Annotated in this window: 19 protein-coding genes; 17 read left to right on the top strand and 2 right to left on the bottom strand. The window is 62.6% G+C overall.

Going from position 1 to position 18,637, the window contains the following annotated elements; all coding sequences use genetic code 11:
• Positions 1–105 precede the first annotated feature (105 nt).
• On the bottom strand, positions 106–1,089 hold the full coding sequence (locus tag RMET_RS12485) for a malate dehydrogenase (RefSeq protein ID WP_008649349.1): 984 nt from the start codon (positions 1,087–1,089) through the stop codon (positions 106–108).
• A gap of 391 nt (positions 1,090–1,480) precedes the next feature.
• On the opposite strand from RMET_RS12485, the gene RMET_RS12480 reads away from it, so the two are divergent.
• A complete protein-coding gene (locus RMET_RS12480) occupies positions 1,481–2,335 on the top strand; it encodes a GntR family transcriptional regulator (RefSeq protein WP_008649351.1) in 855 nt (284 codons plus the stop codon).
• A gap of 65 nt (positions 2,336–2,400) precedes the next feature.
• On the opposite strand, the gene RMET_RS33570 is transcribed toward RMET_RS12480, so the two are convergent.
• Positions 2,401–2,691 (bottom strand): hypothetical protein, encoded by a 291-nt coding sequence (locus RMET_RS33570; RefSeq protein ID WP_152560242.1) that lies wholly within the window; start codon positions 2,689–2,691, stop codon positions 2,401–2,403.
• Between the two features lie 17 nt (positions 2,692–2,708).
• On the opposite strand from RMET_RS33570, the gene sdhC reads away from it, so the two are divergent.
• The 16 genes from sdhC to asd all read left to right on the top strand — a co-directional run bounded on the left by sdhC (position 2,709) and on the right by asd (position 18,604).
• Positions 2,709–3,119, top strand: a complete 411-nt coding sequence (gene sdhC / locus RMET_RS12475) for a succinate dehydrogenase, cytochrome b556 subunit (protein WP_008649352.1) — start codon at positions 2,709–2,711, stop codon at positions 3,117–3,119.
• An 11-nt stretch (positions 3,120–3,130) separates the two neighbouring features.
• The gene (sdhD, locus tag RMET_RS12470) at positions 3,131–3,496 is read left to right on the top strand and encodes a succinate dehydrogenase, hydrophobic membrane anchor protein (RefSeq protein ID WP_008649354.1); all 366 of its coding nucleotides are present in this window, start codon (positions 3,131–3,133) and stop codon (positions 3,494–3,496) included.
• A gap of 3 nt (positions 3,497–3,499) precedes the next feature.
• The gene (gene sdhA, locus RMET_RS12465) at positions 3,500–5,278 is read left to right on the top strand and encodes a succinate dehydrogenase flavoprotein subunit (RefSeq protein WP_011517068.1); all 1,779 of its coding nucleotides are present in this window, start codon (positions 3,500–3,502) and stop codon (positions 5,276–5,278) included.
• 34 nt (positions 5,279–5,312) lie between these two features.
• Positions 5,313–6,014, top strand: coding sequence for a succinate dehydrogenase iron-sulfur subunit (locus RMET_RS12460; RefSeq protein ID WP_008649360.1), 702 nt, complete (start codon positions 5,313–5,315; stop codon positions 6,012–6,014).
• A gap of 134 nt (positions 6,015–6,148) precedes the next feature.
• Positions 6,149–6,430, top strand: coding sequence for an FAD assembly factor SdhE (locus RMET_RS12455; protein ID WP_080710369.1), 282 nt, complete (start codon positions 6,149–6,151; stop codon positions 6,428–6,430).
• Positions 6,431–6,472: 42 nt separating this feature from the next.
• The gene (gene gltA, locus RMET_RS12450) at positions 6,473–7,774 is read left to right on the top strand and encodes a citrate synthase (protein WP_008649364.1); all 1,302 of its coding nucleotides are present in this window, start codon (positions 6,473–6,475) and stop codon (positions 7,772–7,774) included.
• Between the two features lie 665 nt (positions 7,775–8,439).
• The gene (locus RMET_RS12445) at positions 8,440–9,567 is read left to right on the top strand and encodes a branched-chain amino acid ABC transporter substrate-binding protein (RefSeq protein ID WP_008649366.1); all 1,128 of its coding nucleotides are present in this window, start codon (positions 8,440–8,442) and stop codon (positions 9,565–9,567) included.
• Between the two features lie 140 nt (positions 9,568–9,707).
• Positions 9,708–10,634 (top strand): high-affinity branched-chain amino acid ABC transporter permease LivH, encoded by a 927-nt coding sequence (gene livH, locus RMET_RS12440; protein WP_011517066.1) that lies wholly within the window; start codon positions 9,708–9,710, stop codon positions 10,632–10,634.
• Between the two features lie 12 nt (positions 10,635–10,646).
• Positions 10,647–11,921: a high-affinity branched-chain amino acid ABC transporter permease LivM gene (locus RMET_RS12435; protein WP_011517065.1), complete on the top strand. Its 1,275-nt coding sequence runs from the start codon at positions 10,647–10,649 to the stop codon at positions 11,919–11,921.
• Positions 11,918–12,685 (top strand): high-affinity branched-chain amino acid ABC transporter ATP-binding protein LivG, encoded by a 768-nt coding sequence (gene livG, locus RMET_RS12430; RefSeq protein WP_008649372.1) that lies wholly within the window; start codon positions 11,918–11,920, stop codon positions 12,683–12,685. Before RMET_RS12435 ends, livG begins: the two co-directional genes overlap by 4 nt.
• Positions 12,685–13,386: an ABC transporter ATP-binding protein gene (locus RMET_RS12425; protein WP_011517064.1), complete on the top strand. Its 702-nt coding sequence runs from the start codon at positions 12,685–12,687 to the stop codon at positions 13,384–13,386. Before livG ends, RMET_RS12425 begins: the two co-directional genes overlap by 1 nt.
• A 314-nt stretch (positions 13,387–13,700) precedes the next feature.
• Positions 13,701–15,110 carry a 3-isopropylmalate dehydratase large subunit gene (leuC, locus tag RMET_RS12420; RefSeq protein WP_011517063.1) on the top strand — a complete coding sequence of 470 codons (1,410 nt, stop codon included), beginning with the start codon at positions 13,701–13,703 and terminating at the stop codon, positions 15,108–15,110.
• 26 nt (positions 15,111–15,136) lie between these two features.
• On the top strand, positions 15,137–15,271 hold the full coding sequence (locus RMET_RS12415) for an entericidin A/B family lipoprotein (protein ID WP_008649378.1): 135 nt from the start codon (positions 15,137–15,139) through the stop codon (positions 15,269–15,271).
• A 9-nt stretch (positions 15,272–15,280) separates the two neighbouring features.
• Positions 15,281–15,931: a 3-isopropylmalate dehydratase small subunit gene (gene leuD / locus RMET_RS12410; protein WP_011517062.1), complete on the top strand. Its 651-nt coding sequence runs from the start codon at positions 15,281–15,283 to the stop codon at positions 15,929–15,931.
• Positions 15,932–15,958: 27 nt separating this feature from the next.
• The gene (gene leuB / locus RMET_RS12405; RefSeq protein WP_011517061.1) at positions 15,959–17,026 is read left to right on the top strand and encodes a 3-isopropylmalate dehydrogenase; all 1,068 of its coding nucleotides are present in this window, start codon (positions 15,959–15,961) and stop codon (positions 17,024–17,026) included.
• A gap of 441 nt (positions 17,027–17,467) precedes the next feature.
• Positions 17,468–18,604 (top strand): aspartate-semialdehyde dehydrogenase, encoded by a 1,137-nt coding sequence (gene asd, locus RMET_RS12400; RefSeq protein WP_008649390.1) that lies wholly within the window; start codon positions 17,468–17,470, stop codon positions 18,602–18,604.
• Positions 18,605–18,637: the final 33 nt, after the last annotated feature.

The following is an 18,637-nucleotide window of genomic DNA, read 5'->3' as shown; positions in this document are numbered from 1 at the left end:
CAAAAGTGGGATTTACGCGCCCAAAAGAAAAACCGGGGTCCGCGCCGATTTTCGAGAATCGATGCGGAACCCCGGTCTTTCATGAGCGGGTTGGCTCGCGGAGGATCAGCCCAGCAGGTGTTGCACGCCGGCACGCTCTTCTTCCAGTTCCTTGAGCGTGATGTTGATCTTCTCCTGGCTGTACGCGTCAATTTCCAGACCCTTGACGATTTCGTACTTGCCGTTGGCCGTGGTGACCGGGTAGCCGAACATCACATCGTTCGGAATACCGTATTCACCGTTCGACGGGATGCCCATCGTAACGACCTTGCCGTTCGAGCCCAGCACCCAGTCGTGCACGTGGTCGATGGCGGCGTTGGCAGCCGAAGCGGCCGACGACAGGCCACGGGCTTCGATGATGGCAGCGCCGCGCTTGCCAACGGTCGGCAGGAACACGTCGTTGTTCCACACCGGATCGTTGATCATGTCCTTGACGCTCTTGCCGTCGACGGTGGCGTAGCGGTAGTCGGCGTACATCGTCGGGCTGTGGTTGCCCCAGACGAACATCTTCTCGATCGACGACACCGGCTTGCCGGTCTTGGCGGCGATTTGCGACAGGGCACGGTTGTGGTCCAGGCGCAGCATGGCAGTGAAGTTCTCGCGCTTCAGGTTCGGCGCCGACTTCATGGCGATGTAGGCGTTGGTGTTGGCCGGGTTGCCGACCACCAGCACCTTGACGTCGCGGCTGGCCACTTCGTCCAGGGCCTTGCCTTGCACCGTGAAGATCTGGGCGTTGGCTTCGAGCAGGTCCTTGCGTTCCATACCCTTGCTACGCGGACGCGCGCCCACCAGCAGGGCAACGTCGGCATCCTTGAAGGCGACCTTGGGGTCGTCGGTAATGACCACGCCGGCCAGCAGCGGGAACGCGCAGTCTTCCAGTTCCATCACCACGCCCTTGACGGCGGCCTGGGCTTGCGGGAGATCGAGCAGTTGGAGGATGACCGGCTGGTCTTTGCCGAGCATGTCGCCGTTGGCGATGCGGAACAGCAGGGAATAGCCGATCTGGCCAGCGGCGCCGGTGACTGCGACGCGCATTGGGGCTTTAGCCATGAGTAAGTCTCCAAACGAAAAGAGGGGGTAACCGGTCGGTGGCGCTTGGGTCTCCAGGGTATGGAGCGGCCCGGCGCGTCACCGGGTGCTGGTCGCGTGTCGCCACGAAGGCAGGCGGGCGTCCGCCGCGGAACCCGCGGGCATTCGCGCGTGACCGGGCAACGAGAGTGCGCTTCCGGCCAGGTGCAGGCGTCGTGGGCGACAAGGCGTAAGTCTACTACTGCTGAGTGGTGCGTCGCATCCCGCAAAGGGGTATTCGGGAGCAACGGCACGGACCTGCGCGAGTGTAGGGTGAGCCCTGATTGATGTCAATTCATATGTCTTATATAAGACATAAGACATTTCATAGCGTGCTGGACGTGATTCTCGCTTTTGTGGTTGAATCCGGGCTATGTCATCCCTGCCTACGTCCCTGCCCGCAGCCGCCGCCAATGGCGCGCCGGAATCGGGCGCCCCCCAAAGCGGCGCCGGGACGCAGCCGTCCACGAACGCGCCGGGCGCTGCAGTCGCCCCCGCGACGGCCGCGCCGTCGCCGACTTTCAGCCCACTTTACCAGCAGATCAAGGCCCTGATCATGCAAAGCCTGCAGACGGGCGAGTGGAAGCCGGGCGAAATGATTCCGAGCGAGATGGATCTGGCTGCCCGCTACAAGGTGAGCCAAGGCACCGTGCGCAAGGCCATCGACGAACTGGCCGCCGAGAATCTGGTGGCGCGTCGTCAGGGCAAGGGCACGTTCGTGACTACCCATTATGAGGACGTGGTTAAATTCCGCTTCCTCCGCCTGGTACCCGACGAGGGTGAGCCCCATTACGGCTCCAGCCGCGTGCTCGAATGCAAGCGGTTGCGCGCGCCTGCCGAGATCGCCCGCCTGCTCGATATTCGCACTGGCGATAGCGTGGTGCAGATCCGCCGCGTGCTGACTTTCTCGAATGAAGCCACGGTGCTGGACGAGATCTGGCTACTGGGCGCCAACTTCAAGGGCCTGACGGCCGAAAAGCTCAACGAGTGGAAGGGCCCGATGTACGCGCTCTTCGAGGGCGAGTTCGGTACGCGGATGATCCGCGCCACGGAGAAGATCCGTGCGGTGGTTGCCGATGATACGGCGGCGGAATTGCTGTCGGTGGCACCGGGCTCACCGCTGCTATCGGTGGAGCGTGTCTCATTCACATATGGTGACCGCCCGGTGGAAGTCCGCCGCGGTCTGTATGTCACGACGCGGCACTATTACCAAAACGACTTGAGTTAATGCGCGATGGCGATGGGGGAGCGGTCCAGGGCGTCGATTATTGTGGCGCGTGTATGGGACCTGCTTCAACCATTGTTGAGCGTGAATGGAATGGCCAGATTTTTCCCGCCTGAAACGGTACAAACACTGTCGCGTGCGATTGTCGGGCACGCCGTGTTGGTGCGCGATAGGCGAAAATTATTGGTGCGCCGCGCAACAAAGGCGCTAAAATCATCTGGATTTGCTCCACTGCATTCATTTGCATCCAGTGTCACCCACACGCTTGATGCAATCCGGTGCAGCCACGGTACCCGCTGTGGCGCGCCAATGCAATCGGGAGCAATGGCAGTGTCGTACTTTTGCTGTTTTCTTTTCACCGCAAATGGGGTCTCGCATGGCTGAAGCCGTCAAACAAGCCAGGCCGGAGTTCCGGAACATCGGTATCGCGCAAATCTCGCGCTACCGGTTGCCCTGGGCCGGCAAGGTATCCATCCTGCATCGCGTAAGCGGCGCAATGATGTTCCTCCTCCTTCCTTTCGTTCTGTACCTGTTTGAGCAGAGCGTCACCTCCGAACTGAGCTTCGCCAAGTTCTCGGCCCTGCTGTCCAACGGCTTTATCAAAGTTGTGATCCTGGCCCTGATCTGGGGTTACCTGCATCACTTCTGTGCCGGCATCCGATTCCTGCTGCTCGATGTGCACGTTGGCGTAACCAAGCCTGCCTCGGCCAAGTCGGCTGTCACGGTGCTGGTGGTCAGCCTGCTGCTCACCCTGATCTTCGGTCTGAAGCTGTTCGGTCTGTTCTGAGGAGAATCAAGGTGGCAAACAATAATATCGGTCCCAAGCGTCTGGTTGTCGGTGCGCACTACGGTCTGAAAGACTGGCTCGCGCAACGCGTTACCGCGGTCATCATGGTGGTGTTCACCGTGGTGCTCGCCGCCGTGTATCTCGCCTTCGGCAACCCTTCGTACGAAGGCTGGTCGGGTCTCTTCGCCAATCAGTGGATGAAGATCCTGACGTTCCTGACCATCCTGTCCCTGCTGTTCCATGCGTGGATCGGCGTGCGCGATATCTGGATGGACTACGTGAAGCCGATGGCCGTGCGCCTCGTGCTGCAAGTTCTAACGATTCTGTGGCTCGTCGGTTGCGCGGGCTACGCTGCTCAGATTCTCTGGAGGGTGTAATAAATGGTCGCAGTCAAGACTGGATTGCCGCGTCGCAAATTTGACGTGGTCATCGTCGGGGCGGGCGGCGCCGGGATGCGCGCATCCCTCCAGCTCGCGGAAGCCGGCCTGAACGTGGCCGTGCTGTCGAAGGTTTTCCCGACGCGCTCGCACACCGTGGCGGCGCAGGGCGGTATCGGTGCTTCGCTTGGCAACATGAGCGAAGACAACTGGCACTATCACTTCTACGACACCATCAAGGGCTCGGACTGGCTGGGCGACCAGGACGCCATCGAGTTCATGTGTCGTGAAGCACCGAAGGTCGTGTACGAACTCGAACACTTCGGCATGCCGTTCGACCGTAACGCCGATGGCACGATTTACCAGCGTCCGTTCGGCGGCCACACCGCCAACTACGGCGAAAAGCCGGTGCAACGCGCTTGCGCGGCCGCTGACCGTACCGGTCACGCGCTGCTGCACACGCTGTACCAGCGCAACGTTCGCGCCAAGACCCACTTCTTCGTCGAATGGATGGCGCTGGATCTGATCCGCGACGAGGACGGCGACGTGCTGGGCGTGACCGCGCTGGAAATGGAAACCGGCGAAGTCTATATCCTCGAAGCCAAGACCACGCTGTTCGCGACCGGCGGTGCCGGCCGTATCTACGCGGCTTCCACCAATGCCTTCATCAACACCGGTGATGGCCTGGGCATGGCGGCACGTGCCGGCGTCCCGCTGGAAGACATGGAGTTCTGGCAGTTCCACCCGACCGGCGTGGCCGGCGCGGGCGTGCTGATCACGGAAGGCGTGCGCGGCGAGGGCGGTATCCTGCGTAACAAGGATGGCGAGCGCTTCATGGAGCGCTATGCCCCGACGCTGAAGGATCTGGCTCCGCGTGACTTCGTGTCGCGTTCGATGGACCAGGAAATCAAGGAAGGCCGCGGCTGCGGTCCGAATGGCGACTACGTGTTGCTCGACCTGACGCACGTCGGCGCCGAGACGATCATGAAGCGTCTGCCGTCGATCCGCGAAATCGGCATGAAGTTCGCCAACGTCGACGCGATCAAGGAACCGATCCCCGTGGTGCCGACCATCCACTACCAGATGGGTGGCATTCCGACGAACTTCCACGGTCAGGTCGTGGTGCCGAAGAACGGCAACCCGAACGAAGTGGTCAACGGCTTCTACGCCATCGGCGAATGCTCGTGCGTGTCGGTGCACGGCGCCAACCGTCTGGGCACGAACTCGCTGCTCGACCTCGTGGTGTTCGGCCGTGCGGCCGGTAACCACATCGTCGCCAACGCGATGAAGCAGAAGGAACACAAGCCGCTGCCGGCAGATGCCGCCGACCGCGCCATGGCCCGTCTGGCCAAGCTGCAGGGCACGACCTCGGGTGAATACACCCAGGACGTGGCCAACGATATCCGCCGCAACATGCAATCGCACGCCGGCGTGTTCCGTACGCAGAAGCTGATGGACGAAGGCGTCGAGCGCATCCTGGAAGTGGCCGAGCGCGCCAACAACATCCACCTGAAGGACAAGTCGAAGGTCTTTAACACCGCGCTGGTGGAAGCCCTGGAAGTGTCGAACCTGGTGGAAGTGGCCAAGGCAACGATGATCTCGGCCGCAGCCCGCAAGGAATCGCGTGGCGCCCACGCCCATAGCGACTTCCCGAATCGCGACGACGAGAACTGGCTCAAGCACACGCTGTTCTACAGCGAAGGCAACCGCCTCGACTACAAGCCGGTGAAGATGCAACCGCTGACGGTGGAATCAGTTCCGCCGAAGGCCCGTACGTTCTGATACCCGCGTCGTAGAGAAAACAGGACCCACAGAAATGAAGCGTATTTTCGAAGTCTACCGCTACGATCCGGACAAGGACGCCGCGCCCCGCATGCAGACCTACGAGGTGGAACTCGACGGTCACGAGCGCATGCTGCTGGATGCGCTGGTCAAGCTGAAGAAGCTCGATGAGACGATCTCGTTCCGTCGCTCGTGCCGTGAAGGCGTGTGCGGCTCGGACGCGATGAACATCAACGGCAAGAACGGCCTGGCCTGCCTGACGAACATGCGCGAACTGCCGGACCGCATCGTGCTGCGTCCGCTGCCCGGCCTGCCCGTGGTGCGCGACCTGATCGTCGACATGACGAACTTCTTCAAGCAGTACAACTCGATCAAGCCGTTCCTGATCAACGACGAGCCGCCGCCCGAGAAGGAGCGTCTGCAATCGCCGCAGGAACGTGACGAGCTGGACGGCCTGTACGAGTGCATCTTGTGCGCAAGCTGCTCGACGTCGTGCCCGTCGTTCTGGTGGAACCCGGACAAGTTCGTTGGCCCGGCCGGTCTGCTGCAGGCCTACCGCTTTATCGCGGACAGCCGTGACCAGGCCACCAGCGAGCGTCTGGACAACCTGAACGACCCGTACCGTCTGTTCCGTTGCCATAGCATCATGAACTGCGTCGATGTGTGCCCGAAGGGCCTCAACCCGACGAAGGCGATTGGCAAGATCAAGGAATTGATGGTTCGCCGCGCTGTTTAATCTGCCGGTATAAACTGCCTTGTGCGTACCGGGCGGAATCCGTACGAACACAGACAGTCTGTAGTTGAAGTAAGCGGCGCGTCAGCCCGATGCGGTATCAATCGGGTGGCGCGCCGGTCGCAAGAAGGCTGACCATGAGTCTTTCCACCACTTTCTCCCATCAGGCCGATCCGCACAAACGTGCCCGTCTACGCTGGCGCGCCCGCCGCGGCCTTCTGGAGAACGACATCATCGTCGAACGTTTTTTCAACCGTTACGAGGAGAGCCTGTCCGACGAGGACGTGGCATCGCTGAGCGATCTGTTCGAGCTCAGCGACAACGAGTTGATGGACCTGCTGCTTGCCCGCAAGGAGCTGGACGGTGAGCTCGACACGCCCCCGATGCAACGGCTTATAAGCCTGCTGCGTTCGGTCTGAGTTTGGTCAACACTATTATTCACAGTATTTGAAGGAACCGACATGACGCCGTCCGATGTGAAAGCCACGCTATCGTTTTCCGATGGTTCCCCCAGCGTTGAGCTGCCGATCTACAAGGGCACCGTTGGCCCGGATGTGATCGACATTCGCAAGCTGTACGGACAAACCGGCAAGTTCACCTATGACCCGGGGTTCATGTCGACCGCTTCGTGCAACTCCAAGATCACCTACATTGACGGTGACAAGGGCGAACTGCTGTACCGTGGCTACCCGATCGAGCAACTGGCACAGAAGTGCGATCACCTCGAGACCTGCTACCTGCTGCTGAAGGGCGAGCTGCCGAACGCCAAGCAGAAGGAAGAGTTCGTGAACTCGGTGATGAACCACACGATGGTCCACGAGCAGCTCCAGTTCTTCCTGCGCGGCTTCCGCCGTGACGCGCACCCGATGGCCGTCCTGACGGGCCTGGTTGGCGCGATGAGCGCGTTCTACCACGACGCGATGGACATCGATGATCCGCATCAGCGCGAGATCTCGGCCATCCGCCTGATCGCCAAGATGCCGACCCTGGTTGCCATGGCGTACAAGTACACCATGGGTCAGCCGTACATCTACCCGCAGAACGACCTGTCCTACTCGGGCAACTTCATGCGCATGATGTTCGCCACGCCGTGCGCCCCGTACACCGTGAACCCGGTGCTCGAGCGCGCGCTGGACCGCATCTTCATCCTGCACGCCGACCACGAGCAGAACGCGTCGACCTCGACCGTGCGTCTGGCCGGTTCGTCGGGCACGAACCCGTTCGCAGCCATCGCCGCTGGCGTGGCCTGCCTGTGGGGTCCGGCTCACGGCGGCGCGAACGAAGCCGCGCTGAAGATGCTGGAAGAAATCGGCAGCGTCGACAACATTGGCGAGTTCATCAAGCAGGTCAAGGACAAGAACTCGGGCGTGCGCCTGATGGGCTTTGGCCACCGCGTGTACAAGAACTACGACCCGCGCGCCAAGCTGATGCGCGAGACCTGCTATGAAGTGCTGAACGAACTGGGCCTGCACAACGACCCGCTGTTCAAGCTGGCCATGGAGCTCGAGAAGATCGCGCTGGAAGACGAGTACTTCGTCAGCCGCAAGCTGTACCCGAACGTGGACTTCTACTCGGGTATCGTGCAGCGCGCGCTGGGCATCCCGACCTCGCTGTTCACCTGCATCTTCGCCCTGGCACGCACGCCGGGCTGGATCTCGCAGTGGGAAGAGATGATCACCGATCCGGAATACAAGATCGGTCGTCCGCGCCAGCTGTTCAACGGCGCCGCCGCACGCGAAGTGCCGGATCTGGCCAAGCGCTGATCTGGTTGCTGCCACGCAAGCTGAAGAACGCCCCGGTCCGCCGGGGCGTTTTTTTTGCCTTGTGTGTTGCGCCGCACTGGCGAGAGCGGGGCAGCGCGGCTGCTAAGCCTGAGGCAGGCGCCGATCATTGACTCGCGTGATCTCATGTCCTGGTAGGGGGCGCTGGCCCTGCGGTTGCCATAGGTGGCCCAATGCCACCGGCACGCCACAGATGCCGCTGTGCACAATTGTTGTGAAATCAGCTTTTGGCGGCGAATCCTGCCGTCGGCGGGTTGCAACGGTCTTCATTAGTTGTCGGGTTTTCCCCAAATTCGAAGAACTTCACTCTATCTGGTTGCAACTTTCCCTTTATAATGCGGGCTGCTTTACCGACCGGCAGTCGGGCCACCCTTCCGGCCAGCCGTGTTGGAAAGCGGGGCAGGCGAAGCGCTTGCGCAATAGAGAACGCATCAACGTTGTCTTTCCGAACTTTTGGCGACCGTCGTCTGGCGGGCGCCGACACATGCCGGGCCCCGCACAAGCATCAACTCTTCACCGCAGGCCCGACTTCCGCTCTGGGCCGTACCGTTCGCCACGTCAGGCGGCGCATTCCCGCGGGTGTTGTTCGATTGCGCCGGTCATGCCGACTCTGCCCGGATGACCAATACATAATCGAGGAGCTCCTGATGACGTTGTCCCGTCTCACGTCCACTGCCATGGCCGCCGTGCTTGCCACTGCCGGCCTCGCTGCCTTTACTTCGGCCAACGCCGAAACCATCAAGATCGCCATTGCCGGCCCGATGAGCGGCTCGGTCGCCCAGTACGGCGACATGGTCAAGGCTGGTGCCCTGACCGCCATCGAACAGATCAATGCCGCCGGCGGCGCCAACGGCAACAAGTTCGAAGCCGTCATGATGGACGACGCTTGCGAACCGAAGCAGGCTGTGGCCGTGGCCAACAAGATCGTGAGCCAGGGCATCCACTACGTGATTGGTCACGTGTGCTCGGGTTCGACGATCCCGGCATCGGATATCTACGAGAACGAAGGCATCGTGATGGTCACGCCGTCGGCTACCGCGCCGCAGCTGACCGAAACGAAGAAGCGCAACTTCATCTTCCGTACGATCGGCCGTGATGACCAGCAAGGTCCCGCAGCCGCCCAGTACATCATCAACAAGGTCAAGCCGAAGAAGGTTGCCGTGCTGCACGACAAGCAGTCGTACGGCCAGGGCATCGCCAGCTCGGTGAAGAAGGACCTCGAAGCGGCCAAGATTCCCGTGGCGGTCTTCGAAGGCATCAACGCCGGCGATTCCGACTACTCCGCTGTCATCACCAAGCTGAAGTCGCAAGGCGTGGACTTCGTCTATTTCGGTGGCTATCACCCGGAAATGGGCCTGCTGCTGCGCCAGGCGCGTGAGCAGGGCGTCAAGGCGACCTTCATGGGTCCCGAGGGCGTTGGCAACAAGGACGTGACGGCCATCGCCGGTCCGGCATCGGAAGGCATGCTGGTGACGCTGCCGGCCGACTTCTCGGCCGATCCGGCCAACGCGGCCCTGGTGAAGGCTTTCGCCGACAAGAAGCGTGACCCGAACGGTCCGTTCCAGATGCCTGCGTACGCCGCCGTGAAGATCATTGGCGATGCCATCACGGGCGCCAAGAGCACGGACCCGACGAAGGTTGCCGCTTACATGCACAAGAACGCGTTCAACACGCCGATCGGCAAGGTTGAATATGACGCGAAGGGCGACCTGAAGTCGTTCAAGTTCGTCGTCTACACGTGGCACAAGGACGCCACGAAGACCGCCGCCAACTAAATCCCGGCGCCATTCTGGCGAGACGCCCCGCTCCCGACCCGGTGAGCGGGGCGTTTTGGTATCGGTTCGATGTTGATAGATCGCCACATGACGGCGGTCAACTCCCCGCATCGGGCTTCCCGATCCACAAGGCCCCTCGCATGAACGAATTTCTTCCACAGTTCACTCAGCAGCTGGTCAACGGCCTGACGCTGGGTGCGATCTATGCGTTGATCGCCATCGGCTACACGATGGTCTACGGCATCATCGGCATGATCAACTTTGCCCACGGCGAGATCTACATGATCGGCGCGTACGTGGGTCTCGTGACGCTGACCGCCATTGGCGCGCAGGCGGGTTATCCGCTGCCGCTGGTGCTTGGTGCGGCACTGATCGTCTCCGTCGCCGTGACAGGCTGCTACGGCTATGCCGTCGAGCGCGTGGCGTATCGCCCCCTGCGTGGCGGGCCGCGCCTGGTGCCGTTGATCTCGGCGATCGGCATGTCCATCTTCCTGCAGAACTATGTCCAGATCGGGCAGGGCGCGCGCGACGTATCGGTGCCCATCCTGATTTCTGGCGCGATCGAATTCCAGATGGGCGGAGACTTCACGGTGACCGTGCCGTATTCGCGGCTGCTCATCGTGGGCGTGACGCTAGTGCTGATGATCGTGCTGACGCTGTTCATCGGCCACTCCCGCATGGGCCGCGCCTGCCGCGCCTGCGCGGAAGACATGCGCATGGCTAACCTGCTCGGCATCGACACGAACCGCGTGATCTCGTTCACGTTCGTGCTCGGCGCGATGCTGGCCGCCGTGGGTGGCGTGCTGATTGGTCTGACGATCGGCAAGCTTAATCCGTTCATCGGCTTCATCGCTGGCATCAAGGCCTTCACGGCGGCGGTGCTTGGCGGCATCGGCAGCATCCCGGGCGCCATGCTCGGCGGCGTGCTGCTGGGTCTGGCCGAAACCTTCGCTTCCGGCTACATGCCGGCCGAGTACAAGGACGTGGTGGCGTTCGGCCTGCTGGTCCTGGTGCTGCTCTTCCGTCCCACGGGCCTGCTCGGCAAGCCCGACGTGGAAAAGGTCTAAGGGGAGGACGACATGACTCAAGCGACTTCGATTTCGCGGGCGTCCGTCCCGCAAACGTCGGTCTCCGACACGCTGAAGAACGCGGTGACGGCCGCCGTGCTGACGGCCATCCTGACCGTGCCGCTGCTCGGGCTGCAACTGAAGCTCGATGGCTACAAGGTGGTGCTCGAGCCGCACTGGCGTCCGGTATGGATCGCCGTGGCCGTGGTGTTCATCTTCCAGTTGTTCAAGCCGATGCTGACGCGCGCGCGCGGCGCCGTGAAGCTGCCGGCGCTGCCCGCGATGGGCGCGCAGCGGCAGCGCAGGGCGGTGTGGCTGCTGCTGGCCGTGGGGCTGGTGTTTCCGTTCCTCGGCTCGCGCGGCGCGGTGGACGTGGCCACGCTGGCGCTGATCTACGTGATCCTGGGCCTGGGCCTGAACATCGTGGTGGGCTTTGCCGGTCTGCTCGACCTGGGCTATGTGGGCTTCTACGCCGTGGGTGGCTACACCTACGCGCTGCTGAACCAGTACTTCGGCCTGACGTTCTGGGAGTGCCTGCCGCTGGCCGCTGGTCTGGCCGCGACGTTCGGCTTCGTGCTCGGTTTCCCGGTGCTCCGGCTGCGTGGTGACTACCTGGCCATCGTGACGCTGGGCTTCGGCGAAATCATTCGCCTGCTGCTGAACAACCTGACCAGCCTTACCGGCGGTCCGGATGGCGTCTCGGGTATTCCGAAGCCGACCGTGTTCGGTATCGAACTGGCACGCAGCGCCAGCGTGGAAGGGGCGAAGACGTTCAATGACCTGATCGGTATTCCCTATACCGGCCAGCACATGGTGATCTTCCTGTACCTGCTCGGGCTGCTGCTGGTGGGCTTCACGCTGTTCGTAACCAGTCGTCTGATCCGGATGCCGATGGGCCGTGCCTGGGAGGCACTGCGCGAGGACGAGATCGCGTGCCGCTCGCTGGGCCTGAATCCCACGCGCATCAAGCTGTCCGCGTTCACGCTGGGCGCATCGTTCGCCGGTCTGGCCGGCGCGTTCTTCGCGGCGCGCCAGGGGCTGGTCACTCCGGAATCCTTCACGTTCATCGAGTCCGCGCTGATCCTGGCCGTGGTCGTGCTCGGTGGCATGGGTTCGCAGCTTGGCGTGATCCTGGCGGCCATCCTGCTGACCGTGCTGCCCGAGGTGGCGCGTGACTTTGCCGAGTACCGGATGCTGATTTTCGGCCTGGTGATGGTGCTGATGATGATGTGGCGTCCGCAGGGCCTGCTGCCCGCAAGCCGTCCCCACGTGGAGTTGCCGCGATGAGCGCAGAAATGCTGAAAGTATCCGGCCTGCAGATGCGCTTCGGCGGTCTGCTGGCCGTCGACGGCATCGAGTTCGATGTGCGTCGTGACGAGGTCTTCGCCATCATCGGCCCGAACGGCGCGGGCAAGACCACCGTGTTCAACTGCGTGGGCGGTTTCTACAAGCCCACGGCCGGCGAGATCATGCTCGACGGCCACTCGATCGCGCGTTTGCCGAGCCATCAGGTTGCACGCCGCGGTCTGGTGCGCACATTCCAGAACATTCGCCTGTTCAAGCAACTGACCGTGGTGGAGAACCTCATGGTCGCGCAGCACCTGCAGGTGAAGGCAGGTTTGCTGCATGGCCTGCTGGCCACGCCAGCCTATCGCCACGCCGAGCGCGCGGCGCTGGGCCGTGCCGCCGAATGGCTGGAGCGCATGGGTCTTACGAGCGTGGCCAACCGCGAGGCGGGCACGTTGTCATATGGCCATCAGCGCCGGCTTGAGATCGCACGCTGCATGATCACGAAGCCCCGCTTGCTGATGCTCGACGAACCGGCCGCTGGCCTGAATCCGCAGGAGAAGATCGAGCTGCAGCAGCTGATCGACAAGCTGCGTCGCGAGTTCAATATCTCGGTGCTGCTGATCGAGCACGACATGAGCCTGGTGATGGGCGTGTCCGATCGCATCCTGGTGATGGAGCACGGCAAACCGATCATGGTCGGCAAGCCCGAGGAAGTGCGCAACGACCCGCGCGTGATCAAGGCCTACCTGGGAGAGGACTGATGCTGAAGCTGGAAAACGTCCATACCCACTACGGCGCGGTCGAGGCGCTGTCGGGTGTGTCGATCGAGGTCAACAAGGGCGAGATCGTCACGCTGATCGGTAGCAACGGGGCCGGCAAGACCACGCTGATGATGACGGTGTGCGGCACGCCGCGCGCGTCCAGCGGCCGGGTGTCGTTCGAGGGCCAGGACATCACGCGGCGCAACACGCACGAGATCATGCGCATGGGCATGGCCATCTCGCCGGAAGGCCGCCGTGTCTTCCCGAGCCTGACTGTGCTGGAGAACCTCAAGATGGGGGCGTTCTTCGCCAGCCGTCACGAGATCGAGGAAGGCATCGAGCACGTGTTCAAGCTGTTCCCGCGTCTGAATCAGCGCGCTAGCCAGCGCGCTGGCACGATGTCGGGCGGCGAACAGCAGATGCTGGCGATCGGCCGCGCGCTGATGAGCAAGCCGCGCCTGCTGTTGCTGGACGAGCCGACGCTTGGCCTGGCCCCGCTGATCATCGCGCAGATCTTCGACATTATTCGCACGATTCGTGACGAGGGCGTCACCGTGTTCCTGGTCGAGCAGAACGCCAACAAGGCGCTGCAGGCGGCCGACCGGGGCTATGTGCTGGAAACCGGCAAGGTGGTGCTGGCCGATACCGGACAGAACCTGCTGGCCAACGACCGCATCCGCGCGGCGTATCTGGGCGGGTAAGGTGCCGATTTCTCCCCTCTCTCGTCCGCGCGAGAGGGGAGGCAGACTGGCCCACGTCAAAGGCCCCTTCGCCATCCGCGAAATCCCCCTTTCGCCAATGACCGCCGCCCGGGCGGTCTCTCCGACCCGCTGGCGGCCGGCCCACATGGCATAATCGATTGCGATGTCAAGCAATCCCCGGCCTCGCCGGAATCGCAGCAAAATACCTGCTTGCCCGCGAAGGCATCCGGAAAACAATTCCCCTGCAAACCAATGCGCGGACACGCGCCGCTGCTGCCCAGGATGGGCAGTACGGACGGTTCGCCACTCGCATCATGGCCAAGACGCTCTACGACAAACTCTGGGATGACCACACCGTCCACGTCGAGGAAGACGGCACCACGCTGCTCTACATCGATCGCCACCTGCTTCACGAAGTGACCAGCCCGCAGGCGTTCGAAGGACTAAAGCTGGCGGAGCGTCCGGTCTGGCGCATCAGCGCCAACCTGGCCGTGTCGGATCACAACGTGCCGACCACCGACCGCTCGCAAGGCATCGCCGACCCGATCTCGAAGCTCCAGGTGGACACGCTCGACCTGAACTGCGATGCCTATGGCATCACCCAGTTCAAGATGAACGATCACCGCCAGGGCATCGTTCACGTGATCGGGCCGGAGCAGGGCGCCACGCTGCCCGGCATGACCGTGGTCTGCGGTGACTCGCACACCAGCACGCACGGCGCGTTCGGTGCGCTGGCCCACGGCATCGGCACGTCGGAAGTGGAGCATGTGCTGGCCACCCAGACGTTGCTGGGCAAGAAGGCCAAGAACATGCTGATCAAGGTGGAAGGCAAGCTGCCCCGCGGCTGCACCGCCAAGGACATCGTGCTGGCCGTCATCGGCAAGATCGGCACGGCGGGCGGCACGGGCTACACGATGGAGTTCGCCGGCTCGGCCATTCGCGACCTGACGATGGAAGGCCGCATGACCGTCTGCAACATGGCAATCGAAGCCGGCGCGCGTGCCGGCCTGGTGGCCGTGGACGATGTCACGCTCGAATACGTCAAGAACCGTCCATTCGCGCCGCAAGGCGTGGAGTGGGACCAGGCCGTGGCGTACTGGCGCACGCTGCATTCGGATGCCGGCGCCCACTTCGACAAGGTTGTGGAGCTGCGTGCCGAAGAAGTCCGTCCGCAGGTGACCTGGGGCACGTCGCCCGAAATGGTCATCAGCATCGAGGACCGCGTTCCGGATCCGGAGAAGGAAAAGGACTCGAACAAGCGCAACGCGATGGAGCGCGCGCTCGAGTACATGGGCCTGCAGCCGAACGTGCCGATGGAGTCGATCAACATCGACAAGGTGTTCATCGGGTCCTGCACCAACAGCCGCATCGAAGATATGCGTGCCGCCGCGTGGGTCGTTCAGAAGCTGGGCCGCAAGGTCGCGTCGAACGTGAAGCTGGCGATGGTGGTGCCGGGATCGGGTCTGGTGAAGGAACAGGCCGAGCGCGAAGGCCTGGACAAGATCTTCAAGGCTGCCGGCTTCGAATGGCGCGAGCCGGGGTGCTCGATGTGCCTGGCGATGAACGCTGACCGCCTGGATCCGGGCGAGCGCTGCGCGTCGACGTCGAATCGCAACTTCGAAGGCCGTCAGGGCGCCGGTGGCCGCACGCACCTGGTGAGCCCGGCGATGGCTGCCGCGGCCGCGATCGAGGGGCACTTCGTCGATATTCGCAAGCTCGGTTGAGCCTGCGCCGATCGGCATTGAGACATATGAAAAAGTTCGTGATCACGCTGCTGGCATGTCTGGGCATGCTGCAAATCGCCGGCTGCAACACCATGGCCGGCCTGGGCAAGGACACGCAGGCCGCGGGCCGTTCGCTCGAGAGCGCGGCGACGAAGAAGTAAGGACATCACATGGAAAAGTTCACCGTACATAGCGGCCTTGTGGCGCCGCTCGATCGTGAAAACGTCGATACCGACGCGATCATTCCGAAGCAGTTCCTGAAGTCGATCAAGCGCACGGGCTTTGGCCCGAACCTGTTCGACGAGTGGCGCTACAAGGACGTCGGCGAGCCGGGGCAGGACAACAGCAAGCGTCCGCTGAACCCGGACTTCGTGCTGAATCAGTCGCGCTACCAGGGGGCTTCGATCCTGCTGGCGCGCAACAACTTCGGTTGCGGTAGCTCGCGCGAGCACGCACCGTGGGCACTCACGCAATACGGCTTCCGTGCCGTCATCGCGCCGAGCTTCGCCGACATCTTCTTCAACAACTGCTACAAGAACGGCCTGCTGCCGGTGGTGCTGACGGACCTTCAGGTCGACCACCTGTTCAACGAGACCAACGCGTTCCCTGGATACAAGCTGACGATCGATCTGGATCGCCAGGTGGTGGTCACGCCGGGCGGCGACAACTACTCGTTCGATATCGCCCCGTTCCGCAAGTACTGCATGTTGAACGGCTTCGACGATATTGGCCTGACGCTGCGTCACCAGGACAAGATCAAGGCATACGAGGCCGAGCGCCTCACGAAGATGCCGTGGCTGGGCAACCGCGTGGTTGGCTGAGGCAAGACAAACTACAGGATCAGAAAGATGAAGATTGCAGTTCTGCCGGGCGATGGCATCGGCCCCGAGATCGTTGCTGAAGCCGTCAAGGTGCTCAACGCACTGGACGAGAAATTCGAGATGGAAACCGCGCCGGTCGGCGGCGCTGGCTACGAGGCCGAAGGCCATCCGCTGCCAGACAACACGCTGAAGCTGGCCAAGGAAGCCGACGCCATCCTGTTTGGCGCCGTGGGCGACTGGAAGTACGACAGCCTGGATCGCCCGCTGCGTCCCGAGCAGGCCATTCTCGGCCTGCGCAAGCATCTGCAGCTGTTCGCCAACTTCCGTCCGGCTATTTGCTACCCGGAATTGACCGGCGCATCGAGCCTGAAGCCCGAACTGGTGGCTGGCCTGGATATCCTGATCGTGCGCGAGCTGAACGGCGACATCTACTTCGGCCAGCCGCGCGGCGTGCGCGAGGCGCCGGATGGCCTGTTCAAGGGTGCCCGCGAAGGCTTCGACACGATGCGCTACAGCGAGCCGGAAGTCCGCCGCATCGCGCATGTGGCGTTCCAGGCCGCTGCAAAGCGCGGCAAGAAGCTGTGCAGCGTCGATAAGGCCAACGTGCTCGAGACTTTCCAGTTCTGGAAAGACATCGTGATCGACGTCAGCAAGGAGTACCCGGACGTCGAGCTGTCGCACATGTACGTGGACAACGCCGCGATGCAGCTGGTCAAGGCGCCGAAGAGCTTCGACGTGATCGTCACCGGCAACATGTTCGGTGACATCCTGTCCGACGAGGCTGCGATGCTGACCGGTTCGATCGGCATGCTGCCGTCGGCGTCGCTCGATGCCAACAACAAGGGTCTGTATGAGCCGTCGCACGGCTCGGCGCCTGACATCGCCGGCAAGGGCGTGGCGAATCCGCTGGCCACGATCCTCTCCGCCGCGATGATGCTGCGCTATTCGCTGAACCGCGCCGAACAGGCTGACCGCATCGAGAACGCTGTCAAGAAGGTGCTGGCCCAAGGCTATCGCACGGCTGACATCGTGACGCCGGGCTGCAAGCAGGTTGGCACGCGCGAGATGGGCGAGGCGGTGCTGGCGGCACTGTAAGGCCAGGCGCCGAGTGGTTTGCTTCCCCTTTCCCGCAAGGCGGGAGCGGGGCAGCGGGGGACGGCCGGGCGGTGCAGGATGCGAATTCGCAATTTGTTGCCGATTACCGTCTTCCCCGACCTCTCTCCCACGTGTGGGAGAGAGGAGAAAGCCCTCCAGAAGCTACAAAACACCCATTATTTCCCCTGCGGCGCTGCCGCAAATTCGTGTAGACTGTCCCGCTATGGCCCGATTCCACCAGTCCCTTCTGACTGCATTCGCTGCTCGTACCGCCAAGCGCGGCTCGATTGGCGTGGATTCGCTCGGCCTGACCACCACGACGATTAAAACTATTACCAAAACGATCCCCTAGATCGTTCGTCGTGCCTGCCCGTCTTCCCCGCGCAGCCACGCCGGGCGAGGAAAATGGCGGGGAAGTTCACATCACATCCGAGGTAAGTCATGATTGTAGGTCTCGTCGGTTGGCGAGGAATGGTCGGCAGCGTCCTGATGCAGCGCATGCAGGAAGAAGGTGATTTCGACCACTTCGAACCCATTTTCTTCAGCACGTCCAACGCGGGTGGCAAGGCTCCGGCCATGGCCAAGAATGAAACCACGCTGAAGGACGCGAATGACATCGAAGCGCTGAAGAAGTGCGACGTGGTGCTCACCGCCCAGGGCGGCGACTACACCAACGACGTCTTCCCGCGACTGCGCGCAGCCGGCTGGAATGGCTACTGGATCGACGCCGCATCGTCGCTTCGCATGAAGGACGACGCGATCATCGTGCTCGATCCGGTGAACATGGGTGTGATCAAGGACGCGCTGAAGAAGGGCGTCAAGAATTTCATCGGTGGCAATTGCACCGTGAGTTGCATGCTGATGGGTCTGGGTGGCCTGTTCGAGCATGACTTGGTCGAGTGGATGACCTCGATGACGTACCAGGCCGCTTCGGGCGGTGGCGCCCAGCATATGCGCGAGCTGCTGACCCAGTTCGGCACGCTGAACGCCGCGGTCAAGCCGCTGCTGGACAACCCGGCCTCGGCCATCCTGGAGATCGACCGTCAGATCCTGTCGACCCAGCACGGCCTGTCTGCCGACGAAACCAAGCAGTTCGGCGTGCCGCTGGCCGGGAACCTGATCCCCTGGATCGACAAGGACCTCGGTAACGGCGTGTCGCGCGAGGAATGGAAGGGCGGCGCCGAGACCAACAAGATTCTGGGTCGTGGCGAAGGCTTCCTGGGCGCCACCGGCGCCAGCCCGATCGCCGTGGATGGCCTGTGCGTGCGGATCGGCGCGATGCGCTGCCACTCGCAGGCACTGACGATCAAGCTCCGCAAGGACGTGCCGCTGGACGAGATCGAAGGCATGCTGGCCGCCAACAACCAATGGGCCAAGGTGGTGCCGAATACGCGTGAGGCCAGCATGAAGGACCTGACGCCGGCCGCCGTGACCGGCACGCTGACGATTCCGGTCGGTCGCCTGCGCAAGATGCAGATGGGCGGCGAATACCTCTCGGCGTTCACCGTTGGCGACCAGTTGCTCTGGGGCGCCGCCGAGCCGCTGCGTCGTATGCTGCGCATTCTGATCGAGGGTTGATTCCCGAACTTGCCTCGCCGCATCGTTGCAGCG

The sequence above is a fragment of the Cupriavidus metallidurans CH34 genome (genome assembly GCF_000196015.1).
Taxonomy (GTDB): domain Bacteria; phylum Pseudomonadota; class Gammaproteobacteria; order Burkholderiales; family Burkholderiaceae; genus Cupriavidus; species Cupriavidus metallidurans.
This window is presented reverse-complemented; position numbering and strand designations above follow the sequence as displayed.